Here is a 23,125-nt window from a genome sequence, read left to right on the forward strand (position 1 = left end):
CTGCATAGGACAGCCCTGCGCAGGGCTGTCCCGGGCGCCGGAGGGGGCGGGACGCGCAATGGGTCATTTGGCGCCCCGGATCTCGATCAGGATGTTGCCGATAGCATCTGTCGTCACGCGGTCGCCCGGGGGCACGAGGATGGTCGTGTCCATCTGTTCCAGGATCGCCGGGCCGTCGAAGGCGGCATCGGCGGGCAGCAGGTCGCGGCGGTAGAGGGGCGTTTCATGCGTCTCGCCGTCGAAGATCACCGGACGGGTGGCGCGCAGGGCCTCGGCCAGCGTGGCCTTGCGGTGTTCGGCCGGGATCAGCCGGGCCGGGTCCAGCGAATTGCGCGTGCCGATGACCGAGGTGTTGGCATTGACCACCGCCGCGCGGATCGTGTCGAGCCGCACGTGGAAGCGTTTCCAGTAGACCTCCTCGAAGGCGGCCTGCAGAGCCTCGCGGCTGATAACCGGACCCTCCAGTTCCACCCGCAGAAGATGGGTCTGGCCGATGAACTGCATGTCCAGCGAATGCAGCACCCGGGTTTCGGTAATCTCGACCTTTTCGCGGGCGATCAGGGCGCGCCCCTCCGCCGCCTGGGCGGTCAGCGTGTCGGCGAGGGCGTCCATGTCCAGCGTGTCCAGTGGCTGGGCCACGGTATTGGTGAAGTCATGACGCAGGTCGGCGACCAGGCAGCCAAGCGCGTTGGTGATGCCGGGGCGTGCGGGGGTCAGCACGCGGGGGACCCCCAACTCGCGCGCCAGCGAGGCGGCGTGCAGCGGACCGGCGCCGCCGAAGGCAAAGAGGGCGAAGTCACGCGGATCGGCGCCGAGAGAGACGGAAACCATGCGGATGGCGCCCGCCATCTTCACGTTCGCCAGCTGGATCACGGCCTCGGCGGCCTGTTCGGGCGTCAGGCCCAGCGGGTCGCCCAGCTTTTTTGCAAAGATGTCGCGGACGGTTTGCAAAGTTACCCCGCCCTCGACCGACTTCAGCCGCGCAGGGTCGAGCCGTCCGAGCAGCAGGTTGGCATCCGAGATCGTGGGTTCCGTGCCGCCGCGACCATAGCAGATCGGGCCGGGGGTGGCGCCGGCCGATTCCGGCCCGACCTCCAAGAGGCCCGCCGCATTGACCCGCGCGATGGAGCCACCGCCGGCGCCCACGGTGCGCACGTCGACCATCGGCACGTGGATCGGCATGGCATATTCCACCTCGATCTCGTTCGAGACAGCGGGTTGCGCATTGCGGATCAGCGCCACGTCGGTGGATGTGCCGCCCATGTCGTAGGTCAGCAGGTCGGGGATGCCGGCGGCGCGCCCGGTGAACGCCGCGGCCATGACGCCGGAGGCCGGGCCAGACATGACGGTGCGCGCGGCCTCTTCCGCCACACGGCGGGCCGACACCATGCCGCCGTTGCCGTTCATGACCAGCAGTTCCCCGGCGTAACCGCCGCTTTCCAGCGAGCCGGCCAGGTTCTGCACGTAGCGGTCGAGGATCGGCTGCACCGAAGCATTGACCGCCGCGGTCACGCCGCGCTCGTATTCGCGACTTTCCGACAGCAGGGCATGGCCGAGGGTGACATAGGGATTGGGCCAGATCTCCTTGAGGATCTCGCCCGCGCGCAGCTCATGCGCCGGATTTCGGTAGGCATGCAGGAAATGGACGACGACGGCGGTGCAGCCCAGATCCAGCAGGGCCTGGGCGGCGGCGCGCAGGGCGTTTTCGTCCAGGGGGGTCACGACGCGGCCTTCGGCATCCATCCGTTCGGGCACCTCCAGGCGCAGGTCGCGGGGGATCAGCGGCTTGAAATCACCTTTCATCCCGTAGGCCTGCGGGCGGGTGCGGCGGCCCAGCTCCAGCACGTCGCGGAAGCCCTGGGTCGTGATGATGCCGGTGCGGGCCAGCTTGCGTTCCAGCACGGCATTGGTCGTTGTGGTGGTGCCATGGACGATCAGCGCGGTGCCAGGCAGGGAGGCCTCGGCCTCTGCGACCGCGTTCATCACGCCGCGCGACTGGTCATCCAGCGTCGAGGGCACCTTGGCGATGCGCACCTCGCCCGTGGCCGGGTCCATCAGCACCAGATCGGTGAAGGTGCCGCCCACGTCACAGCCGATGACCTGTCCGCTTTCCATGTCCTGTCTCCATCGTTGGCCCGCGCCGTCGGATCGGGCCGGTAGATACATTTGTGTGCAAATGAATTTCCGATGCGCCGCACGATGTCAATTCCTCTTTGCATCTGCGGCGGGGGAAGTTCTGACTTGCATGAGGAGGTGCCCGGAGCATGATCACGACACGGACAACCTGCGGGTCGGGGGAGCCATTGCAAAGACAGCTCGGACAGATCGCGGCGCTGGCGGCGGCGCTGCTGGTGCCGGGGCAGGCGCTGGCACATGCCTCGGAAGGGGGCTTCGTGCTGCTCTTGCCGACGGATGCCTATATCGCGGGCGGCGTGGCCTCGGTGCTGGCCACCGTCGTGCTGATCGCGCTGATCCCTGAGGGGGCCGCGCGGCGGCTGTTCCGGACGCGGGACCTTGGCCGGGCCGGACCGCCGCGCGGGGTCGCGGTGACCACGGCGCTGTCGGCGCTACTGCTGCTCTGGGCGATCAGCCAGGGGTTCGCGGGGTCGCAGGATCCGGTGAAGAACCCCCTCCCGTTGCTGGTCTGGACGGGCCTCTGGCTGTTCCTCGTGGCGGGCTGCGGGGTCTTCGGCGACCTCTGGCGCTGGCTCAGCCCGTTTCGCGCGACCCTCGGCGTGATGCGCCTTTTCGGGCTGCGTCCCTTGCTGCGCTATCCCGCCCGTTGGGGGTATTGGCCGGCAGGCCTGAGCTATCTGGCCTTTGCCGGCGTGCTGATGGTCCATATCGCGCCCACCGATCCCGACCGGCTGGCCTGGATGGTGCTGGCCTACTGGGGTGTCACGGCCCTTGGCTCTGCGCTGTTCGGGGCGCGCTGGCTGCTGCGCGGCGAGGGGCTGGGCGTGCTGATGCATCTTTATGCACAGCTGGCTCCGCTGCGGCGGCGGGGCGGGCGCTGGCGCCTGGGCCTGCCCGGATGGGACCTGGATCAGAGTCGCGCGCCGTCGGTCAGCCTGGCGATCTTCATGCTGATGTCGCTGGCGCTTGGCTCCTTCGACGGTCTGAACGAGACCTTCCGCTGGTTCGGCTGGATCGGGATGAACCCGCTCGAATTCACTGGGCGCAGCGCCGTGGTCGGACCCAACCTGACCGGGCTGATCCTGTGCGGTCCGCTGTTGGTCCTGCTCTACGCCGCCTCGGTCAAGGCGGGGCTGATCCTGGTGGAGGCCGGCGGTTTCGGCGCCAGTTTCCGCGTGCTGGCCCCGGCGATTCTGCCGATCGCCTTCGGCTACCACGCGGCACACTACCTGCCTGCGGCCCTGGTGGAGGGGCAGTACCTTTGGAACATGGTCGCGCATCATCTGGGCCTGCGCGAGATCACTGTCAGCACGGGATTTTTCAATCGTCAGGCCTCCGTCCGGGTGATCTGGCTTAGCCAGGCGGCGGCGGTGGTGCTGGGCCATGTCCTGGCGATCGTGATGAGCCACGTGGCCGCCCTGCGTCTGCACGGCAGCCATGGCCGCGCGGCGCTGAGCCAGGCGCCATTGGCGCTGTTCATGATATTCTATACGCTGTTCGGGCTATGGCTTCTGGCCTCGCCCCGGGGGGCGTGAGGATGCGGCGGGCCGGATCACGCCGCGCTGCCCTTTCCTTGGGCATTGCGCCGAAACTGGCGCGACAGCGGCCGAGGGAAAAGACTCAAAAGGCTGGACAGATCGTTTGTGTGCCTACAGACTTTCTCCCAGGGTCAGCCGAATAAGATCCGGTAAGAACGTTGCCAACAGGGAAAATGAGATGACCGAGACAACCAGCAAGACCAAGACCAGCGGGCTGATCCAGCCCACGCGCCGCGGGGCGCTGAAAACGCTGGCCATGGGCGCGGGCGCGGCTGCCACCATGCCGCTCTGGGCCCGCTACACCAGCGCGCAGAGCGCCGAGCCGATCCGCATCGGCTTTGGCAAGCACGCCACCGGCATCGGCGCCGCCTATGGCCGCTGGTACGAACGCACCTCCGTCGCCGCGATCGAGAAGATCAACGGCGAAGGCGGGATCAACGGTCGTCCCGTGGAACTGGTGACCGAGGATGACGGCACCGATCCCCGCCGCGCCGCCGAGGTGCTGGAGAAGTTTGCCAACCAGTCCAACTGCGACGTGGCCTTCGGCACGCTCTTCTCCCACGTGGTCGTGGGCGCCGCGCCCCGCGCGGGCGAGCTGAAGCTGCCCTATTTCGTCTGCTCCGAAGGGCACCACGTGGCCTCGGGCATGCTGAACCGGTGGACCATGCAGCCGGGCATCACCGACGTGAAGAGCCAGATTTCGGCCATGGCGCCCTTCATCACCGACGTGCTGGGCAAGAAGGTCACGATGATCTACCCCGACTATGCCTTCGGCTACGATCACCGCGACAACCTGGCCCCGGCCATCGAGGCCGCAGGTGGCGAAATCGTCGGCTCCATCGCGATCCCGCCGACCGAGACCTCCTTCACCAAGTACTTCCCGCAGATCCCGCGCGATACCGAGGTCATCTATCACGTGATGATCGGTCCCGCCGTGCTGACCTTCGTCAAGGAAATGGGCGAATTCTTCGGCCCCTCCCGCCCCGAGATCTTCGGCTTCATCGACAGCCTGGAGGCCACCGACCTGACCTCGCCTGGCCTTGAGTTCCTTGATGGGACCTACTTCTGGGAAGGCATGCCGCGGTACCTGCAGGACGATGCGCCCGATTATGTCACCGCCTACCGCGATGCCGTGGGGCTGGATGCCAACGGGGCCTCGGTCAGCGATCCCTCGGACGTTTCGACCTCGGCGCATATGTTCTCCTGCTGGGAGACGCTGCATGTCATCAAGGCGGGCATGGAGGCCGCGGGCTATCAGTCCACCGAGGACCGCCAGGCCCTAATCGAGGCGGTCGAGGCGATGACGCTGATGGAGGCCGGTCCGGCCCACCCGGGCGGCACCAAGATGTTCAACGGCAAGACCCACCAGGTCTTCGGCCCGCAGTACATCTCGAAGGTCGAGGGCGGCAAGCTGGTGGTGCAGAAGACCGTCGACTACGAAGAGACGATGTATCCCGACGAGGTCGACTACACCTCGATGAGCTTCTGACGTCAGACTGCCAGCGCCCGGGGGACAGCCGTCATCCGGGCGCAGACCTTTCAACATGAGTATTTTTGGCTATCGGATTGGGGCAGGGCGCGCGCACCGTGTCGCCCGTCCGCTGCGGGCCTTCGCGCGGGCGGAATGTCTGTTCATCCGATAGCTGGAAATGCTGCGGGCATGCAGGGCCTGGCCCCCGCGTTGCCCGACAGGCCGCGCCGTTCGCTGGTTCGGCACCGGAAATCAAGAGAGAGAAGATGGAATTCGGACCCTATCTGATGCTGGCCATGCTGGAGGGCGCCGTTCTGGCCGCCGTTCTGGCATTGATGGCCAGCGGTTTGAGCCTCGTCTTCGGGGTGATGCGCGTGGTGAACGTCGCCCATGGCGAGTTCTACATGCTGGGCGCGGTGATGGCCTGGGTGGTGACCCAGTTCATGATGGGCCTCGGCGGCGGCCCGGCCGTCAACTTCATCGCCGCCGCTGTCCTGGCGCCGCTGATCGTGGGATCCATCGCGGCCGCGGCCGACGTGGTGATCCTGAAACGGCTGAACTATGACCCCGAACGGGTGATCGTGGCGACCATCGGACTTCTCTACATCATCCAGCAGGCCGCCCTCATGGGCTATGGCCCGGATGCGAAGCCGGTGGTGGCCCCCTTCAATGAACGCATCGCGCTGCCCTGGGTCGCCTGGGGCGAAAACGGGCTGGAGATGTATTATCCCTGGGGCCTGTCCACGACCTCCTACAAGCTGTTCGTCATCGTTGCCGCCGTGGTGATCCTGGCGGGGCTGCGTCTGTTCATGACGCGCTCTCGTGCCGGGTTGGTCATGCGCGCCACGCAGCTGGACGGCGAAATGGCCACGGCCTTCGGCATTCCGGTCGAACGAGTCTACGCCATCGTCTTCGGCGCCGGTGCCGCCCTGGCGGCGCTGGCCGGTGTGCTGATCGTGCCGATCCAGCAGGCGCATTACCTGATGGGCGGTGACGCGTTGCTGCTGTCGTTCATCGTCGTCATCATCGGCGGGCTGGGCAGCCTGGCGGGCACTGTCGTGGCCGCGGTGCTGATCGGCATGTCCGACGGCATCATCTCCGTCTTCTTCACGCCGACGCTGGCCAAGATCATCGCGACGCTGGCCGTGGCGCTGGTGCTGGTCTTCCGTCCGCAGGGCCTTTTCGGGGTGAAGAACCGATGACCAGACGTGACCTGACATTGCACCTTGGCCTGATCGCGGGCCTCTTCGCGCTGCATTTCCTCCTGCCGGCCTATCACCATGGGGTCTTCGCCCGGGTGATGGTGCTGGCGGTCTATGCCATCGGCTACAACATCGCCTTCGGCTATACCGGCCTGCTGTCGCTGGGCCATGCCATGTTCTTCGGCGCGGGCATGTATGGCGTCGGGCTGGCCAGCTATCACTTCGCCATTCCGGCGCTGCCGGCCTGGATCATCGGGCTGGGCTGTGGCGCCCTGCTGGCGCTGGTGGTGGGCCTGCTGGCGCTGCGGACCGAGGGCGTCAGCTTCATGATCGTGACGCTGATGTTCGCCCAGGCGGCCTATCTCGTGATCCTCTACTACAGCGAATACACCCGCGGCGACGACGGGCTGGTGATCCCCGGCGACATGCGCGCGATCGGATCCTGGGACCTCAGCGACGAGGGCACGCGCTACCTGCTGGCCTGGGCGCTGTTCTCCATCGCGCTGATGCTGTCGCTGTGGCTGGTGCGCCATCCCTTCGGCCGCGTCCTGGTGGCCCTGCGCGAGAACGAGGAACGCGCCCGCCTTCTGGGCTATGACACCGGCGGCCGCAAGCTGGCTGCGCTGGTGATCTCCGGCACGATCTCGGCTGCGGCGGGCGGCGCCTATGCGACCATGTTCGGCTATGTCGGCGCCAGCTTTGCCGGCGTGCAGTATTCGATCTTCGCGCTGCTCTGGGTCCTGCTGGGCGGGGCGGGCACCGTGCTGGGGCCCTTCGTGGGCGTGCTCTTCATGACCTACCTCAATGATGTGGCCTCCGGCGTGACCGAAGCCTACATGCTGATCGCGGGCGTTGTGCTGGTCCTGCTGACCCTCTTCGCGCCCCAGGGCATCGTGGGCGAGATCCGCCGCCGCTTCTGGAAGGATCTGCCATGAAACACGAAACCGACGTGATCCTGTCGACCGAGGGGCTGGGCAAGTCCTTTGACGGGCTGCGGGCCAATCACGACATCGACTTCACCCTGCGCAAGACCCAGGTGCATGCGCTGATCGGGCCGAACGGGGCGGGCAAGACCACCTTCGTTTCGATGCTGATCGGTCGGTTGGAACCCACCGACGGCGCGATCTGGTTCGACGGCCGCAACGTGACGCAGATGCCGGCGCATAAACGCGTCGCGGCGGGCATGGGCTATACCTTCCAGATCACCTCCGTCTTCGCGCGGCTCAGTTGCCACGAAAACGTGGCCCTGGCGGCCCGGCGCAAGCAGGGCGGCGATGCTGCGAAGGTGGAGCAGGTGGTCGCCGACGCCCTGTCCCGCGTGGGTCTGGCAGATCGCACCGCTGACGTGGCGGGGGATCTGTCCTACGGCCACCAGCGCCTGCTGGAGATCGCCATGGGCCTGGCCTCCGCGCCGCGCTTGCTGATCCTGGACGAGCCGACCCAGGGGCTGGCGGAAAGCGAGATCACCGCCTTCAAGGCGCTGATCCGCGAGCTGTCGGCGGAGACCACCATCCTGCTGATCGAGCACAACATGTCCGTGGTCATGGAACTGGCTGACGAGATCACCGTGCTGAACTTCGGCGAGGTCCTGGCCCGCGGCACCGCAGCGGAGATCCACGCCAACCCGGCGGTGCAGGCCGCCTACCTGGGAACGGAGGCGAGCTGATGTTCCAGATCGAGGGGCTGACCGCCGGATATGGTCAGGCAACGATCCTGCGCGAGGTGTCGCTGCAGGCCGCGCCGGGGGAGATCACGGTGCTGATGGGCCGCAACGGCGCGGGCAAGACCACGCTGATGAAGGCGATCATGGGTCTGGTCCGGGCCGAGGCGGGGCAGGTGCGGCTGGACGGCACCGACCTGGCGGCCCTGCCGCCACACCAGGTGCCGGGTCACGGCGTGGGCTATGTGCCGCAGGGCCGCCGGCTGTTTTCGGAACTAACGGTGGCGCAGAACATCGAGATCGGTCTGGGCGCCGGGCCGAAAGAGGCGTCCAAACGCCGCGAGACCCGCGACGAGATGTTGGAGTTGTTTCCGCGTCTGGGCGAACGGATGGGCCAACGCGCCGGCACGCTCTCGGGCGGAGAGCAGCAGATGCTGGCCACCGCCCGCGCGCTGTGCCTGCGGCCCAAGCTGCTGTTGCTGGATGAACCGACCGAGGGGCTTCAGCCCTCGATGATCGAGGCGATCCGTCAGGTCATGGTACAGATGCGCGACCGCGGGCTGGCCGTGCTGCTGGTGGAACAGCGCATCGACGCGGTGCTGGAACTGGCCGACCGCATCAGCGTGATCGAGATGGGCCGCAACGCCGAGGATTTCACCAAACCCGAGATCGCCCCGGGCGAGGCGCGGCTGCGCGCGCACCTTGGCGTCTGACCGCCGCGAAGGGAACGAGACGGGGGCCCCCACGCGGGCCCCTTTTTCGTTTCAGGGGCCCTGAATCAGATCCGCCCGGAGCTTTCGCTCCGGGCGGGCTCCGTCACTCCCCGTTACCTGAGTGGAAAACGGGGCGACACACCTCTTTGCCGCGGGTCTTCGTGAGTGGTGGCACGGGATCGGCGCATGGGGGCAGGGCCCTGGCGGATCAGCCCATCTTGGCAAGCAGGGAGAGGAGGGTTTCGCGTTCCTTGTCGCTGAGCGGCGCAAGGGTTTCGGTGCTGATCTTCAGCGCGGCCCCCGCCAGTTCGGCATAAAGCGCGCGACCGGCCTCGGTGGGGATCAGGTAGTGGCGGCGGCGGTCCACCGGGTCGGGTTCCGCCGTCACCAGGTCACGGGCGCGCAGCCGGTCGGCCACCCCCTTGATCGTGGCGGCATCCATCGCCGTGGCACGGCCCAGGGCGTTCTGCGACGTCGGGCCCAGCTCACAGAGTTTGGCCAGGGCCGCGAACTGTGTCGCGGTCAGGGCGGAGAGGTTCTGGGAGAAGATCGACAGGTGACGCTGGCTGGCCTTGCGCAGCAGGAAACCGACCTGTTCGTCGAGGCGGTAACGGGCCGCGTCGTCATCTGAAAAGTCGTAATGCATGGAAAATGGTCTCTCGATCAAAGCGGGGAGGATCAGACTGTCGGGGATCTGGAAAGGCATTGACACCTGCGGGTCATCTGAGTCAATACCATTTGTATACCAACGAATGTGACGCGGCGTGAAAACCCCTGCTTCACGTTACGAGGCCCCTGTTCCTCGCGAACGCGCAGGCCTGCGAGCCACTCTTGAAAGGATGTCCGCCATGGCGCCCGTGGACAAGATCAGATGCGATGCCTGCCCTGTCATGTGCTACGTGGCCGAGGGACGCACCGGCGCCTGCGACCGCTATGCCAATGAAAACGGCAAGATCGTGCGCTGCGACCCGGTGACGGTGCTGGATCGCACCCTGGCCGCGGGCCAGGAGGTGCGCCCCTTCCTGCCCGCCGAGGGCGACTGGGATGGCACGATGATCGCGGGGCGCGACCTCTTCGTCTCCGGCCTGGGTGCCGGCACCACCTATCCCGATTTCAAACCCGCCCCCTTCATCGTCAGCCGCGAGGTCGAAGGCGTCGATACCGTCACCGTGGTGACCGAGGCGATCTATTCCTATTGCGGCGTGAAGGTGAAGATCGACACCGACCGCCACCTCGGCGACGAGGCCGCGGCCGTGCGCGCCGAGGGCGAGGTGATCGGCCATGTGACCACCGGCGAATATGGATCGCAGATGTTGTCGCTGGGCGGCGTGGACCACCTGACCGGCGGGTCGAAGGCCGAGGGCCGCGCCACCTGCAACAACCTGATGGCGCTGTGCAACGGCGAGGCGGTGGAGTTGTCGATCGACGGCGGCTCGACCGTCATCGTGCAGGCGGGGCAGGCGCCGATCGTGGACGGCCAGGCCGAAACCCGGATGCGCGTCGGCTGCGGCTCGGCCACCATCGGCATGTTCGCGACCCAATGGCAGGGCCACGTGGACGAGGTGGTGGTGGTCGACGACCACATCACCGGCGTCGTCTCTGAACACCAGGCGGGCAAGGTCATCGGCTGGGAAGATACGGGCATCCGCATCAAGGGCCGCCGGTCCACCCCGGGGCGCTACTTCCAGGTGGCCGAACCGGGCCTGGGCTGGGGCGGCACCGATATCTCGGATCCGCTGACCATCCTCGACAAGTGGCTGGAAAAGAAGGGCGCGCGGCCCGGGCTGACCCTGCTGATGGTTTCGACCACCGGCGAACACGCGGCCTACTACGTGCTGGACGAGAACCTTGAGCCGCAGCCCGCGCCCATGCCCGAGGCGCTGGTGCGCTCCGTCGCGCTGATCGAGGAGAACTGCGAACCCGCGCTTTGCACCGTGATGTTCTGTGCCGGCGCCGGCGGGTCCCTTCGCTCTGGCGTGACGCAGAACCCGGTGCGGTTGACCCGTGCCGTGCAGGCGGGCGAGGCGAAGGTGACCCTGGGCGGGGCCGATGTCTTCCTCTGGCCCGGCGGTGGCATCACCGTGATGGCCAATGTGCTGGACATGCCGAAGAACTCCTTCGGGTATGTGCCCACACCCGCGCTGGTGGCGCCGCTGGAATTCACCATGCCGCGCGACCTCTACGTGGGTCTTGGCGGGCATGACGGGGCGATCCGCCCGATCCGCGACGTGCTGGAACGGGGGGGCGAGTACCACAACGTCTTCCGCGCCCTTGGCCGAGAGGTTGGGGCCGACGACGAGACGGTCAAGCCCTTCCCGGGTGACAGCAAGAAGGCCGGCTGATGCAGGCGGGGCTGTTGCCCGACGGGGTGCGGCTGCACCTGAACGCCGGGCCGATCGACCTGGTGATCTTCGCCGAAGCGGCGCTGCGGCAAGCGGCCTATGACGCCGCCTGCGCCCGATTTGACGGCCTGCTGGAAGAGCTGGTGGCGGAACTGCCGGAGCTGCGTCGCGCAGGCGGACAGGGGCAGGGCCCGGTGGCGGCGCGGATGGTTACCGCCGTCGCACCCTTCGCCCCCGATTTCATCACCCCCATGGCCGCCGTCGCCGGCAGCGTCGCCGAGGAGATCCTGGCGGCGATGATCGCGGTGGCTCCCGAAGCGAAGCTCTGGGTCAACAATGGTGGCGACATCGCCTGGGCCCCCGGCCGCGAAGGCATGCGGCTGGCGCTGCCCGGAGGCCGCGTGGACCTGCCGCCCGAGGCGCCCTTTCGCGGCTGCGCGACGTCGGGCCGGGGCGGGCGCAGCCATTCCCTTGGTATCGCAGACGCGGTGACGGTACTGGCGCGCGGCGCAGCCGCGGCGGATGCGGCGGCCACGATGATCGCCAACCGCGTGGATCTGCCGGACCACCCGGCGGTGACGCGACAACCCGCGGAGGAGCTGAGCCCCGACAGCGACCTGGGCGCGCGACCCGTTACGGTTGACCTGGGGCCGCTGACCTCGGAAGAGGTGGCAAGGGCGCTGGACGCGGGCCTGACCTATGCCGAGGATCTGCGCGCGCGGAACCTGATCGGCGCGGCGCATCTGGCGCTGGCGGGCGAGGTCCGGACGACGGGCGCGATGAAAGACATGCTGCGCGGCTGACCGGCCGGGCGGACAGAACCGGACGCGCCGGGCGCGTCCCCGACAGATGGAGGGCCCGATGGCCGAATTCACCCTGCGCAAGACGCAAGTCATCCTCGAAGAGATCCACCATGACGGCGGTCCCGTCAGCGGTCCGCGTGTCCGCGGCGCGGTGCTGGCCCTGGTGAAGAACCCCTATGCGGGCACCTACCAGGAGGATCTGACCCAGGCGATGGAAGACCTGAAACCCCTGGGCCTGGCCATGGCGCGCAAGCTGGTCGAGGCCATGGGCGGGGTCGAGGGGATCGACGCCTACGGCAAGGGCGCCATCGCCGGGGAGCAGGGCGAGCTGGAACATGCCGCGCTGTGGCACGTCGCGGGCGGCTATTCCATGCGCGAAGTGCTGGGCGAATCTCTGGCCATCGTGCCTTCGTCGAAGAAGCAGGGCGGGCCGGGCACCCGGTTGGACGTGCCCCTGGGGCACACCAATGCCGCCTACGTGCGCTCGCATTTCGACGCGATGGAAGTGGGCCTGCCCGAAGGTCCGCGCGCGGATGAGATCCTCTATGTGCTGACCATGTCCAAGGGGCCGCGCATCCATGCCCGCCTCGGCGGTCTGGCAGCGGACGAGATCAGCAAGTTCGATGGGTTGCGCTGAGGCGCGACCTTATTTGCAATGGGCCGGTTTGCAGTTTGCAACCGGCCCCGCCGCACCCGTGACCTCGCGGATCAGCTCTCCGCGCGGTCGATGGAGCGCAGCAGGGCGGTGACCATCTCCAGCTTCGGCGTGGCGATGCCGTGGCTGCGGCCCACGGCCAGGGCGGCGCCGAAGATCGGTTCGATCTCCATCGGGCGGCCGCGCTCCAGATCCTGCAGGGTCGAGGGCTTGAAGGCAGCGCCCTCGCGGGCGCGGATCAGCCGCTTTTCCGGATCTTCCAGCAGTTCGGCGCCCTCGGCATCGGCCACGGCGGCCACCTCCATCACGATGTCGCGGGTCAGCTCGAACAGGACCGGATCGGCCAGCATGCTGTTCATCGGCGCCCGCGCCAGGGTGCAGACGGAATTGAAGCCGCAGTTCGAGTAGAGCTTTGAAAAGATGGCGTTCTGGAAGGGCTGCGTCTGTTTCGTCACCAGCCCAGCCGCGTCGAAGATCGTGGCCAGCCGCTCCACGTCGGTACGGTCCTGACCGGGCAGGCGGCCCAGGTCGAAATGCCCATCGATGTTGACCTCAACGTGGCCCGGCTCTGGCAGGGTGGCGCCGATGACGGCAATGGCGCCGATGGCGCGCTCAGGCCCGATCTCGCGCCACAACACGCCGCCCGGATCGACCTCTTCGGCACCCTTCTGCCCGCCCGATCCGTCGGCGATCGGGTACCACCAAGGCACCCCGTTCACCACCGGCAAGATGCGCCCGTGCGGGGCCAGCAGGCGGCCCAGCTTCTCGGCCATGGGCGGGACCTGATGGCCCTTCAGCGCGGTGATCACGATGTCCTGCGGCGGCAGGGTGTCGGGGTCGTCGGTGGCCGTCACCTGCACCACCTGGTTGCCCTCGGGTGTGGTCAGGCGCAGTCCCTGGGACTGGATCGCGGCCAGATGCGCGCCCCGCGCCACGACCGACACGTCCGCCAGACAGGCCGCCTCAGCGGCCAGGGCCAGCTTCGCGGCGATGGTGCCGCCGATGGCCCCGGCGCCGACGACACAGACAGACAGCGGGCGATCGGGCAGGGGCGGCAGCGGGGCGGATGCGGGCATGGGGCGTCTCCTCGGAACGTTTGCTGCTTCCGGAGTCGCACGCCGGCGGCGCGGCGGCAAGCGCGAGGCTTGACATGCGCGGTCCCGCGGCGGACATACGAGGGGTTCCTTGCCCCGACTGTCGGCTCCGCGCCGTGACGGAGCGGCAAGGACGGCATTTTCGGCCCCACGCGGGCCCTGGAGAGGACGAAGGGCAATGCTCGGGAAGCGATGGCAATTCTGGCCGCTTTCCTGGCGATGGTGACACCATCGCCCCGCTGACCCTTTTCCAAATTCCGGCGGCCCCGGCCCGATTGCCCCGCGCTGACACGCTGCGTGCCGCCCCTGCCAAGAGAAGCTGACATGACTGACCTGACCTTCCGAACCAAGGGGGGCGTGAACGTCACCCGCAAGGAACTGCCGGGGGTGTATCCCCGCGACACCGAGGCGCTGGCCCGACGGCTGGATTCGCACCGGGGCGTTCTGCTCTCCTCCAACTACGAATACCCGGGCCGCTACACCCGCTGGGATTTCGGTTTCGCCGAGCCGCCGCTGGTGGTCGAGGCGCGGGGCCGCGCGATGCGCATCGCCGCCCTGAACGGCCGGGGCCGCGTCCTGCTGCAGATCATCGCGCCGGTTCTGGAAGGGCTGGACGCGATCGAGACCGCCGAGGCGAGCGAGGATGAGATCGCCCTGACGATCCGCAAGCCGACGCGGGTGATCAGCGAGGAAGAACGCTCCCGCGCGCCCTCCGTCTTCTCGGTCCTGCGCCAGATCGTCGATCTGTTCTTTACCGAGGAAGACGGGCACCTGGGGCTTTACGGCGCCTTCGGCTACGACCTGGCCTTCCAGTTCGAGCCGATTGATTTCGCCCGGGAGCGCCCGGAGGATCAGCGCGACCTGGTGCTGTTCCTGGCGGACGACATCATCGTCAGTGACCACTATTCCACCACGACCACCCGCTATCGTTACGAGTTCAGCGCCGGCGACCTGAGCACCGAGGGTCTGGCGGGCGGGATTGCCGCCGAACCCTTCCAGCAGGGCCCGGAGGATGTGCCGCGCGGCGACCACGTGCCTGGCGAATATGCCAAGCTGGTGGTGTCCGCGAAGGAGAGCTTCCGCCGCGGTGACCTGTTCGAGGTGGTGCCGGGCCAGGTTTTCTACGAGCCTTGCCACGACAGCCCCTCGGCCATTTACGAGCGGCTGAAGAAGATCAATCCGGCCCCCTTCGGTTTCATCATGAACCTGGGCGAACAGGAATACCTCGTGGGCGCCAGCCCCGAGATGTTCGTGCGCGTGACCGGGCGCCGGGTGGAAACCTGCCCGATCTCCGGCACCATCAAGCGCGGCCGGGACGCCATCGAAGACAGCGAGCAGATCCTGACGCTTCTGCAGTCGAAGAAGGACGAGAGCGAGCTGACCATGTGTTCCGACGTGGATCGCAACGACAAGAGCCGCGTCTGCGAACCGGGGTCGGTGCGGGTCATCGGGCGGCGCCAGATCGAGATGTACTCGCGCCTGATCCATACCGTCGACCATATCGAGGGCCGTCTGCGCGAGGGCATGGACAGCATGGATGCCTTTCTCAGCCACACCTGGGCGGTGACGGTGACTGGTGCGCCTAAACTTTGGGCGATGCGGTTCATCGAGAAACACGAAAAGAGCACGCGCAAATGGTATGGTGGTGCCGTGGGGGCGGTGCAATTCAATGGCGACATGAATACCGGCCTGACCCTGCGCACCATTCGCATCAAGAACGGTGTGGCGGAGGTCCGCGCGGGCGCAACCCTGCTGAATGACAGTGACCCGGACGCCGAGGAGGCCGAGACCGAGCTGAAGGCCTCTGCCATGCGCGCCGCCATTCGCGGGGATCGCGGCAGCAATGACGGGGCCGGCGACGGAACGCGCCTGCCGCGCGGCAAGGGGCGACGCATTCTTCTGGTCGATCACGAGGATTCCTTCGTCCATACGCTTGCGAATTATTTCCGCCAGACCGGCGCAGAGGTAATGACGACGCGCACTCCGGTTATTGAACAAGTGTTCGACGATTTCGCCCCGGATCTTGTTGTCCTTTCTCCCGGGCCGGGCAGCCCATCCGATTTCGGGACTGCGGAAACGATCCGGAAATGCCTGGATCGTAATCTGGCGCTATTTGGCGTCTGTTTGGGGCTGCAATCCATTTGCGAACATGCTGGCGCTGAATTGCGTCAGTTGGAGGAACCGATGCATGGCAAACCCTCCCGCATTCGGATTTCGGAACCGGGACTCGTATTCGATGGCCTGGGCGAGGAGGTTACCGTCGGGCGCTATCATTCGATTCACGTGGTCGAAGCGACCCTGCCGCCGGAGTTGCGCGTCACCGCCCGCACAGATGACGGGATCGTGATGGGCGTGGAGCATCGCGATTTGCCCGTCGCAGCCGTGCAATTCCACCCCGAGTCCATCATGTCATTGGGGCAGGATGCCGGAATGCGCATGATCGAAAACGTCGTCGAGCGTTTGGGTATTTTAAACAAGTAGGTAAAGGGTGTCGCTTTTTAGCGTCTGCATTTGCACGAAACTTCGGCAAAGATGGCCGGGCGAAGCAGTTCGCCCGGCCATTTTTCGCCGAGAACGTCCCGCATGTGAATGGCGGGAAAGTTGCTTTTGACAGTTTCCGCGATGTGACGCTGGTTTGTTAATAGAAATTAGATACATTTTGGTTGCTCATTGCAAAATCACTGGTGTAAGAGGCGGAATGGGTGACGGGAAGTCTCCTTTCCCCAAGCGTAAAGGATGTGTGATTATGCTGGATATTGATTTGGATACCCTGTCCCTGGGTGATCTGAAGAAGCTGCAGGCCCGTGTTTCGACGGCGATCAAGACCTACGAAGAACGTCAACGCAAAGCGGCTCTGGTCGAACTTGAAGCCAAGGCCGCCGAGATGGGCTTCAGCCTTTCCGAATTGACCGGGCAGACCGGGCGGAAGGCGAAAGTGAACCCGCCGAAATACCGCAATCCGGAAGATGGCACGCAAACCTGGAGCGGCCGCGGTCGCCAGCCGGCCTGGATCAAGGATGCCCTGGCGCGTGGTGAATCCCTGGATGCGTTCCTGATCGTGAAGTGATCTAAGACGTTCTGAGGGCGATCGATATGACTGGTCGCCTGAGATCGTCAGGCACCGCCAGCGGTGCAGAAGGGCCCCTCGTGGGCCCTTTTTCCTGTCTCCGCTTCCGGTCGCCAGAGTGATCTGCCGTCATCCTGTCGGAAATCCCCCGGGCGACAGGGCCCGAAGGCTTGCCATGAGCGCGGCGCCGGGGCAGGGGAGTGGCATGAGCGATCTGACGATACTGGACGGGGTCCTGAGCGACCGGGGCTCCAAATACGCGGTGGCGGGCGGGCCGGCGACCAGCCGGGCCGAGGCCGAGGCGCTGGTGAAGGCGCTGAAGCGGAAGAAGAAGTTTGCCAAGGCCACCCATAACACCTGGGCCCTGCTGCTGCCGGGCGAACCGGTGAAGGCCGATGACGGCGAGGCTGGCGCGGGCATGGTGATTTTGCGGATGTTGGAGCGCGCGGGGCTGGAAGGCCACGTTATCGTGGTCACCCGCTGGTTCGGCGGCACCCACCTGGGCGGCGACCGCTTCCGCCACGTGCAAAGCTGCGTACGCGCCTACATGGAAGAGATCGGCGTGGACCCCGGCGGGGCAGACTAGATCGTCAGCACCCGGGTGAAGAGCGTGGTCAGGTAGGCTTCCGCATCCGGGAAGGGGTCGGGCTTCTCCGGGCCCAGCACCGCTTTCACCTGCACGTCGAAATCCGCGTAGTGCTGGGTCAGCGACCAGATGGAGAAGATCAGGTGCCAGGGATCGGCGGGGGCCAGGTGCCCGTCCGCCATCCAGCCCTGGATGACCCGGGCCTTTTCATCGACCAGCTCCTTCAGCTCCGTCTCCAGCATCTCATGGATGCGCGGAGCGCCCTGCACGATCTCATTGGCGAACAACCGGCTTTCGCGCGGATGATCCCGGCTCATCTGCAGCTTGCGGCGCATGTAGGTCAGGATCTCGTCCAGCGGCTCGCCGTTCTCATCCAGCTCGCGCAGCGGATCCAGCCAGGTTTCCAACAGCGACGACATCAGGTACTGGTGGATCGCCTCCTTGGAGGGGAAGTAGTAGAGCAGGTTGGGTTTCGACAGGTTCGCCTCCTTGGCGATCTGATCGACGGTGGAGCCGCGAAACCCCCAGGTGGAAAAGACCGACAGGGCGGCCTCTGAAATCAGCGCGATATTCTTGCGCTGGATGCGCGTGCGGGCGACGGGTTGCGTCATGCGGCTCAACTGCTCCTTGCGCCGAGAGGCTGGCGGCAGGCGCCCGTTTCGGTGCGTTTTCAAGTGTTTTTCCGGGGCATGATTTTTGACCGGGCGGACGGAGATGTCCAGCGATGATCGTTTAGGCAATTTGCCCGTCGCAGGCGTATTGGCTGTCGCGGGAGGCGGGGGTTTTCTTGACTGGTCACCGGGCTCTGCTAGCCTCGCGTTTGACCAAGTGGTCAAAATGAAGACAGTAAGCTTTGGAGATCCTGCCATGTCCGCACCCGGAGAAAACCTGAAGATCAACGGGGAGAGGCTGTGGGACAGCCTGATGGAGATGGCGAAGATCGGCCCCGGCGTGGCGGGCGGCAACAATCGCCAGACCCTGACCGATGCCGATGCCGAAGGCCGCGCCCTGTTCCAGAGCTGGTGTGAGGCCGCAGGCTGCACCATGGGTCTGGATACCATGGGCAATATGTTCGCCCAGCGTCCCGGCACCGATCCCGAGGCGCTGCCGGTCTATATGGGCAGCCACCTGGACACCCAGCCCACGGGCGGCAAGTACGACGGGGTTCTGGGCGTCCTGGGCGCGCTGGAGGTGATCCGCACGCTGAACGATCTGGACGTGAAGACCAAACACCCGATCGTGGTGACCAACTGGTCGAATGAGGAGGGCACCCGTTTCGCCCCCGCCATGCTGTCCTCGGGCGTCTTCGCCGGGCTGCACACCGAGGAGTGGGCCAAGGCCCGTGTCGATGCGGAGGGCAAGTCCTACGGTGATGAGCTGAAACGGATCGGCTGGGAAGGTGAAGAACCCGTCGGCAGCCGCAAGATGCATGCCATGTTCGAGCTGCACATCGAACAGGGCCCGATCCTGGAGGCCGAGGGCAAGGACGTGGGCATCGTGACCCATGGCCAGGGCCTCAGCTGGACCCAGGTGACGATCACCGGCAAGGATGCCCACACCGGCTCCACCCCCATGCCGATGCGCAAGAACGCAGGGCTGGGCATGGCCAAGGTACTGCAACTGGTGGACGAGATCGCCTGGTCGCATGCGCCGCATGCCGTGGGTGCCGCCGGTCACATCGACGTCTATCCCAACTCGCGCAACGTGATCCCCGGCAAGGTGGTCTTCACCGTCGACTTCCGCAGCCCCGAGCTGTCGGTGATCGAGGACATGGAGGCCCGCCTGAAGGAGGGCGCCCGGAAGATCTGTGACGAGATGGGCCTTGGCGTCGAGTTCGAGAAGGTCGGCGGGTTCGACCCGGTGAAATTCGACGAGGGCCTGGTGGGCAAGCTGCGCGAGGCAGCCGAACGCCTGGGCTACAGCCATCAGGACATCATTTCCGGCGCTGGCCACGATGCCTGCTGGATCAATCAGGTGGCTCCGACCGCGATGGTCATGTGCCCCTGCGTCGATGGCCTCAGCCACAACGAGGCCGAGGAGATCAGCAAGGAATGGGCGTCCGCGGGCGCCGATGTTCTCTTGCATGCCGTGCTGGAAACGGCTGAGATCGTGGAATGAAGAAAAAAGGGGGCTCTGCCCCCGCCCGCGCCTGAAGGCGCGGACCCCCCGGAGTATTTCCAGCTTTCGGATAAGGCTGGGGCGCCCGGGGCAATAACAGGGAGACTATCATGATCAAGGTGATCAAGGGCGGCACCGTCGTGACCGCAGACCGTCAGTGGAAGGCCGATATCGCCATCGAGGGCGAGACCATCAAGGAAATCGGCGAGGACCTGAAGGGCGACGAGTATATCGACGCCGAAGGCGCCTACGTCATTCCGGGCGGCATCGACCCGCACACCCACCTGGAAATGCCCTTCATGGGCACCACCGCCGCCGAAACCTTCGAGAGCGGCACCTGGGCGGCGGCCTGCGGCGGTACGACGATGCTGATCGACTTCTGCCTGCCGGGCTCGGACGGGTCGATCAAGAACGCGATCAACGAATGGCACCGCAAGTCGGCGCCGCAGATCTGTTCCGACATCGGCTATCACATGGCCATCACCGGCTGGAACGAGCTGATCTTCGACGAGATGAAATATGCCGTGGACAACGGCGTGAACTCCTTCAAGCATTTCATGGCCTACAAGGGCGCGCTGATGGTCGAGGACGACGAGATGTTCGCCTCCTTCTCGCGCTGCAAGGAGTTGGGCGCCATGCCCATGGTCCACGCCGAGAACGGCGACCTGGTCGACCTGATGCAGAAGAAATTCCTGGCCGAGGGCAAGACCGGGCCCGAGTGGCACGCCCGTTCGCGCCCCGCGGAGTTCGAGGGCGAGGCCGCCAACCGCGCGATCACCATCGCCGATGCCGCCGGCGTCCCCCTCTACATCGTGCACGTGTCCTGCGAACAGGCGCATGAGGCCATCCGCCGCGCGCGCCAGAAGGGGATGCGCGTCTACGGCGAGCCGCTGGCGCAATTCCTGACGCTGGATGACGAGGAGTACCTCAGCAAGGACTGGCTGCATTCGGCGCAGCGCGTGATGTCGCCGCCCTTCCGGGGCAAGGAACACCAGGACGGTCTCTGGGCCGGCCTGCAGTCCGGCTCGCTTCAGGTCGTGGCGACGGACCACGCTGCCTTCTCCAGCGAGCAGAAGAAGATGGGGCTGGAGGATTTCACCAAGATCCCCAATGGCACCAACGGGCTGGAGGAACGCTTGGCCGTGCTCTGGACCTTCGGCGTTGAAACCGGTCGGCTGACGCCCGAGGAGTTTGTCGCCGTGACCTCCTCCAACATCGCCAAGATCCTGAACATCTACCCCAAGAAGGGCGCGCTGATGCCCGGGGCCGATGCGGATATCGTGGTCTGGGATCCGAAGATCTCGCGCACCATCTCGGCGTCGAACCACAAGTCGATCATCGACTACAACGTCTTCGAGGGCGTCGAGGTCAGCGCCCAGGCGCGCTATACCCTGTCGCGTGGCGAGGTCATCTGGGCCTGGGGCCAGAACAGCCAGCCGCAGCCCGGTCGGGGCCGGTTCGTGCCGCGCCCGGCCTTCCCGAGCGCGCATACGGCGCTGTCCAAGTGGAAAGAGTTGAACAGCCCGCGTTCTGTCGAGCGTGATCCGCTGAACATTCCGGCCGGTATTTAAGGACAGCTTCGTGACGCAAGTACCTGTAATTGAGGCAAAGCATCTCGATCTGACCTTTCAGACCAACGACGGGCCCGTGCAGGCCCTGCGCGATGTGACCCTGGAGATCTCCAAGGGGGATTTCGTCAGTTTCATCGGCCCGTCGGGCTGTGGCAAGACCACCTTCCTGCGCTGCATCGCGGCGCTGGAAGAGCCCACGGGCGGCCAGCTGACGGTCAACGGGATGAGCCCCGAGGCGGCGCGGAAGGCCCGCGCCTATGGCTATGTCTTCCAGGCGGCGGGGTTGTACCCTTGGCGCACCATCGCCGGCAACATCAAGCTGCCGCTGGAGATCATGGGCTTTTCGAAGACTGAGCAGGTCGAGCGCGTGGAAAAGGTGCTGGAACTGGTCGACCTGTCCGGCTTCGGCAAGAAATTCCCCTGGCAGCTGTCGGGGGGCATGCAGCAACGCGCTTCGATCGCCCGGGCGCTGGCCTTCGATGCCGACATCCTGCTGATGGATGAACCCTTCGGCGCGCTGGACGAGATCGTGCGCGACCACCTCAACGAAGAGCTGCTGAAGCTCTGGGCACGCACCGAGAAGACCATCGGTTTCGTCACCCACTCGATCCCCGAGGCGGTCTACCTGTCGACCAAGATCGTGGTGATGTCGCCCCGTCCGGGCCGGATCACCGACGTGATCGAAAGCCCGCTGCCCAAGGAGCGCCCGCTGGATATCCGCGACACGCCGGAATTCCTGGAGATCGCGCATCGGGTGCGCGAAGGGCTGCGTGCGGGGCATGCCTATGACTGATGCCGCCCCCGAGATCCGCCGGGCGGAGCGGGCGGACATTCCCGCCTGCGCCGCCGTGGCCAGTGACTGGATCCTAGAAACCGACTGGATGCCCGGCTTGCATTCCCGCGAGGAGCTGGAAGGCCATATCCGCGACGCCTTCGACACCCGCGAGATCTGGGTGATCGGCGCGCCGGTGGCCGCCTACATGTCCGTCGATCCGGTGGCGGGCCATATCGGCGCGCTCTATTGCCGGACGCGCGGGCAGGGCTGGGGCAAGGCCTTTCTCGACCGGGCAAAGGAAGGCCGCGATCACCTGAGCCTGAACACCCATGCGCCCAACGAGGCCGCCCAGCGGTTCTACGCCCGCGAAGGCTTCGTCGAGGTCGGGCGCCGGATGCCCGTCCCGCCCGAGATCGTCAAGGAAGTACGGATGGAGTGGCGGCGATGAAACGGCTCGTCTTTCCCGTCGTCGTCGTGGTCGCCGCAATCCTGGCCTTCTGGTACGCGGCCTGCGTGCCGATGAACATCAAGTTTGCGCTTATGACCGCCGAACGCCAGGGCGCCGTGGTCAGCCCCGAGGGGATGATCACGCGCCGCGACATGTCGCCCTTCGTGCTGGCCGCGAAGAACCCCGCGCAGTGGTCCGACACCTGGGTGCAGGACAAGCCGCGCCTGCCGGCCCCGCACCAGGTGGTGACCGAGCTCTGGGCGCAGACCATGCAGGTCGCGCCGACCTCGAAGCGCAGCCTGGTGTTCCACGGCTGGATCACCCTCTCGGCCACGCTCCTGGGTTTCGCCATCGGCTCCGGCCTGGGGGTGTTGCTGGCCGTGGGGATCGTGCACAGCCGCGCCATGGACATGTCGGTGATGCCCTGGGCCATCGCCAGCCAGACCATCCCGATCCTCGCCATCGCGCCGATGATCATCGTGGTCCTCAGCTCGATCGGTTTGCAGGGGCTGGTGCCCAAGGCCGTGATCTCGGCCTATCTGTCCTTCTTCCCGGTCGTCGTGGGCATGGTGAAGGGGCTGCGCAGCCCGTCGCCCATGGACCTTGACCTCGTGAAGACCTGGTCGGCGACCAAGGCACAGACCTTCTGGAAACTGCGCCTGCCGGCCTCGGCGCCCTATCTCTTCGCGTCGCTGAAGATCGGCGTGGCCTCCTCGCTCGTGGGGACCATCGTGGGCGAGCTGCCGTCGGGCACCGGCCAGGGTCTGGGCTTCCGCCTGCTGTCGGGCAGCTACTATGGCCAGACGGTGCAGATCTGGTCGGCGCTGTTTGCCACGGCGATCCTGGCGGCCTGCCTGGTGGCGATCATCGGGCTGATGGAACGTGGCGTACTGAAACGGATGGGGCTGGGCTGATGTTTGACTTCGTTCTGACAAACAGAGGCCCG

The 23,125-nt window shown here is 66.2% G+C and carries 21 protein-coding genes; 17 read left to right on the forward strand and 4 right to left on the reverse strand.

Annotated features, from left to right (window positions below):
• Positions 1 to 63 precede the first annotated feature (63 nt).
• Entirely contained in the window at positions 64 to 2,115 is a 2,052-nt protein-coding gene (locus CVM50_RS03680; protein WP_085886061.1) for a hydantoinase/oxoprolinase family protein, read from the reverse strand.
• Positions 2,116 to 2,303: 188 nt separating this feature from the next.
• Between CVM50_RS03680 and CVM50_RS03685 the strand changes: the two genes are divergently transcribed.
• From CVM50_RS03685 to CVM50_RS03710, 6 genes are all read left to right on the forward strand, one after another.
• The gene (locus tag CVM50_RS03685) at positions 2,304 to 3,671 is read left to right on the forward strand and encodes a hypothetical protein (RefSeq protein ID WP_232618142.1); all 1,368 of its coding nucleotides are present in this window, start codon (positions 2,304 to 2,306) and stop codon (positions 3,669 to 3,671) included.
• Positions 3,672 to 3,852: 181 nt separating this feature from the next.
• A complete protein-coding gene (locus tag CVM50_RS03690) occupies positions 3,853 to 5,163 on the forward strand; it encodes an ABC transporter substrate-binding protein (protein ID WP_085886060.1) in 1,311 nt (436 codons plus the stop codon).
• A gap of 248 nt (positions 5,164 to 5,411) precedes the next feature.
• Complete coding sequence (locus CVM50_RS03695) at positions 5,412 to 6,347, forward strand: branched-chain amino acid ABC transporter permease (protein ID WP_085886059.1); 936 nt, start codon at positions 5,412 to 5,414, stop codon at positions 6,345 to 6,347.
• On the forward strand, positions 6,344 to 7,282 hold the full coding sequence (locus tag CVM50_RS03700) for a branched-chain amino acid ABC transporter permease (protein WP_085886058.1): 939 nt from the start codon (positions 6,344 to 6,346) through the stop codon (positions 7,280 to 7,282). The genes CVM50_RS03695 and CVM50_RS03700 overlap by 4 nt, the downstream gene beginning before the upstream one ends.
• Positions 7,279 to 8,013, forward strand: a complete 735-nt coding sequence (locus CVM50_RS03705) for an ABC transporter ATP-binding protein (protein WP_198431843.1) — start codon at positions 7,279 to 7,281, stop codon at positions 8,011 to 8,013. Before CVM50_RS03700 ends, CVM50_RS03705 begins: the two co-directional genes overlap by 4 nt.
• Positions 8,013 to 8,720: an ABC transporter ATP-binding protein gene (locus CVM50_RS03710; RefSeq protein WP_085886057.1), complete on the forward strand. Its 708-nt coding sequence runs from the start codon at positions 8,013 to 8,015 to the stop codon at positions 8,718 to 8,720. Before CVM50_RS03705 ends, CVM50_RS03710 begins: the two co-directional genes overlap by 1 nt.
• A 208-nt stretch (positions 8,721 to 8,928) precedes the next feature.
• Here CVM50_RS03710 and CVM50_RS03715 read toward each other — a convergent pair whose 3' ends face one another.
• Entirely contained in the window at positions 8,929 to 9,366 is a 438-nt protein-coding gene (locus CVM50_RS03715) for a MarR family winged helix-turn-helix transcriptional regulator (protein WP_085886056.1), read from the reverse strand.
• Positions 9,367 to 9,568: 202 nt separating this feature from the next.
• Between CVM50_RS03715 and CVM50_RS03720 the strand changes: the two genes are divergently transcribed.
• From CVM50_RS03720 to CVM50_RS03730, 3 genes are read left to right on the forward strand one after another with little or no spacing between them, the layout of a single operon-like run.
• The gene (locus CVM50_RS03720) at positions 9,569 to 11,062 is read left to right on the forward strand and encodes a 6-hydroxynicotinate reductase (protein WP_198431844.1); all 1,494 of its coding nucleotides are present in this window, start codon (positions 9,569 to 9,571) and stop codon (positions 11,060 to 11,062) included.
• Complete coding sequence (locus tag CVM50_RS03725) at positions 11,062 to 11,865, forward strand: UPF0280 family protein (protein ID WP_085886054.1); 804 nt, start codon at positions 11,062 to 11,064, stop codon at positions 11,863 to 11,865. The genes CVM50_RS03720 and CVM50_RS03725 overlap by 1 nt, the downstream gene beginning before the upstream one ends.
• Positions 11,866 to 11,923: 58 nt before the next feature.
• The gene (locus tag CVM50_RS03730; RefSeq protein ID WP_085886610.1) at positions 11,924 to 12,502 is read left to right on the forward strand and encodes an amino acid synthesis family protein; all 579 of its coding nucleotides are present in this window, start codon (positions 11,924 to 11,926) and stop codon (positions 12,500 to 12,502) included.
• Positions 12,503 to 12,573: 71 nt separating this feature from the next.
• Here CVM50_RS03730 and CVM50_RS03735 read toward each other — a convergent pair whose 3' ends face one another.
• Positions 12,574 to 13,596 carry a ketopantoate reductase family protein gene (locus tag CVM50_RS03735; protein WP_085886053.1) on the reverse strand — a complete coding sequence of 341 codons (1,023 nt, stop codon included), beginning with the start codon at positions 13,594 to 13,596 and terminating at the stop codon, positions 12,574 to 12,576.
• 342 nt (positions 13,597 to 13,938) lie between these two features.
• Here CVM50_RS03735 and CVM50_RS03740 point away from each other — a divergent pair, with 342 nt between their 5' ends.
• The 3 genes from CVM50_RS03740 (at position 13,939) to CVM50_RS03750 (ending at position 17,267) form a co-directional block, all read left to right on the forward strand.
• Complete coding sequence (locus CVM50_RS03740) at positions 13,939 to 16,095, forward strand: anthranilate synthase component I (RefSeq protein ID WP_085886052.1); 2,157 nt, start codon at positions 13,939 to 13,941, stop codon at positions 16,093 to 16,095.
• A 265-nt stretch (positions 16,096 to 16,360) separates the two neighbouring features.
• A complete protein-coding gene (locus CVM50_RS03745) occupies positions 16,361 to 16,681 on the forward strand; it encodes an H-NS histone family protein (protein WP_085886051.1) in 321 nt (106 codons plus the stop codon).
• A 205-nt stretch (positions 16,682 to 16,886) separates the two neighbouring features.
• Complete coding sequence (locus CVM50_RS03750; RefSeq protein ID WP_085886050.1) at positions 16,887 to 17,267, forward strand: YigZ family protein; 381 nt, start codon at positions 16,887 to 16,889, stop codon at positions 17,265 to 17,267.
• On the opposite strand, the gene CVM50_RS03755 is transcribed toward CVM50_RS03750, so the two are convergent.
• Positions 17,264 to 17,878: a TetR family transcriptional regulator C-terminal domain-containing protein gene (locus CVM50_RS03755; RefSeq protein ID WP_085886049.1), complete on the reverse strand. Its 615-nt coding sequence runs from the start codon at positions 17,876 to 17,878 to the stop codon at positions 17,264 to 17,266. The genes CVM50_RS03750 and CVM50_RS03755 overlap by 4 nt on opposite strands.
• A gap of 256 nt (positions 17,879 to 18,134) precedes the next feature.
• Here CVM50_RS03755 and CVM50_RS03760 point away from each other — a divergent pair, with 256 nt between their 5' ends.
• The 5 genes from CVM50_RS03760 (at position 18,135) to CVM50_RS03780 (ending at position 23,093) form a co-directional block, all read left to right on the forward strand.
• Complete coding sequence (locus CVM50_RS03760; protein WP_085886048.1) at positions 18,135 to 19,385, forward strand: Zn-dependent hydrolase; 1,251 nt, start codon at positions 18,135 to 18,137, stop codon at positions 19,383 to 19,385.
• Between the two features lie 110 nt (positions 19,386 to 19,495).
• Positions 19,496 to 20,956, forward strand: coding sequence for a dihydropyrimidinase (gene hydA / locus CVM50_RS03765; RefSeq protein ID WP_085886047.1), 1,461 nt, complete (start codon positions 19,496 to 19,498; stop codon positions 20,954 to 20,956).
• 10 nt (positions 20,957 to 20,966) lie between these two features.
• Entirely contained in the window at positions 20,967 to 21,749 is a 783-nt protein-coding gene (locus tag CVM50_RS03770) for an ABC transporter ATP-binding protein (protein ID WP_085886046.1), read from the forward strand.
• The gene (locus CVM50_RS03775; RefSeq protein WP_085886045.1) at positions 21,742 to 22,179 is read left to right on the forward strand and encodes a GNAT family N-acetyltransferase; all 438 of its coding nucleotides are present in this window, start codon (positions 21,742 to 21,744) and stop codon (positions 22,177 to 22,179) included. Before CVM50_RS03770 ends, CVM50_RS03775 begins: the two co-directional genes overlap by 8 nt.
• Positions 22,176 to 23,093, forward strand: a complete 918-nt coding sequence (locus tag CVM50_RS03780) for an ABC transporter permease (RefSeq protein WP_085886609.1) — start codon at positions 22,176 to 22,178, stop codon at positions 23,091 to 23,093. Before CVM50_RS03775 ends, CVM50_RS03780 begins: the two co-directional genes overlap by 4 nt.
• The last annotated feature ends 32 nt before the right edge of the window (positions 23,094 to 23,125 follow it).

The sequence above is a fragment of the Pseudooceanicola marinus genome (assembly GCF_002786295.1).
GTDB lineage: Bacteria > Pseudomonadota > Alphaproteobacteria > Rhodobacterales > Rhodobacteraceae > Pseudooceanicola > Pseudooceanicola marinus.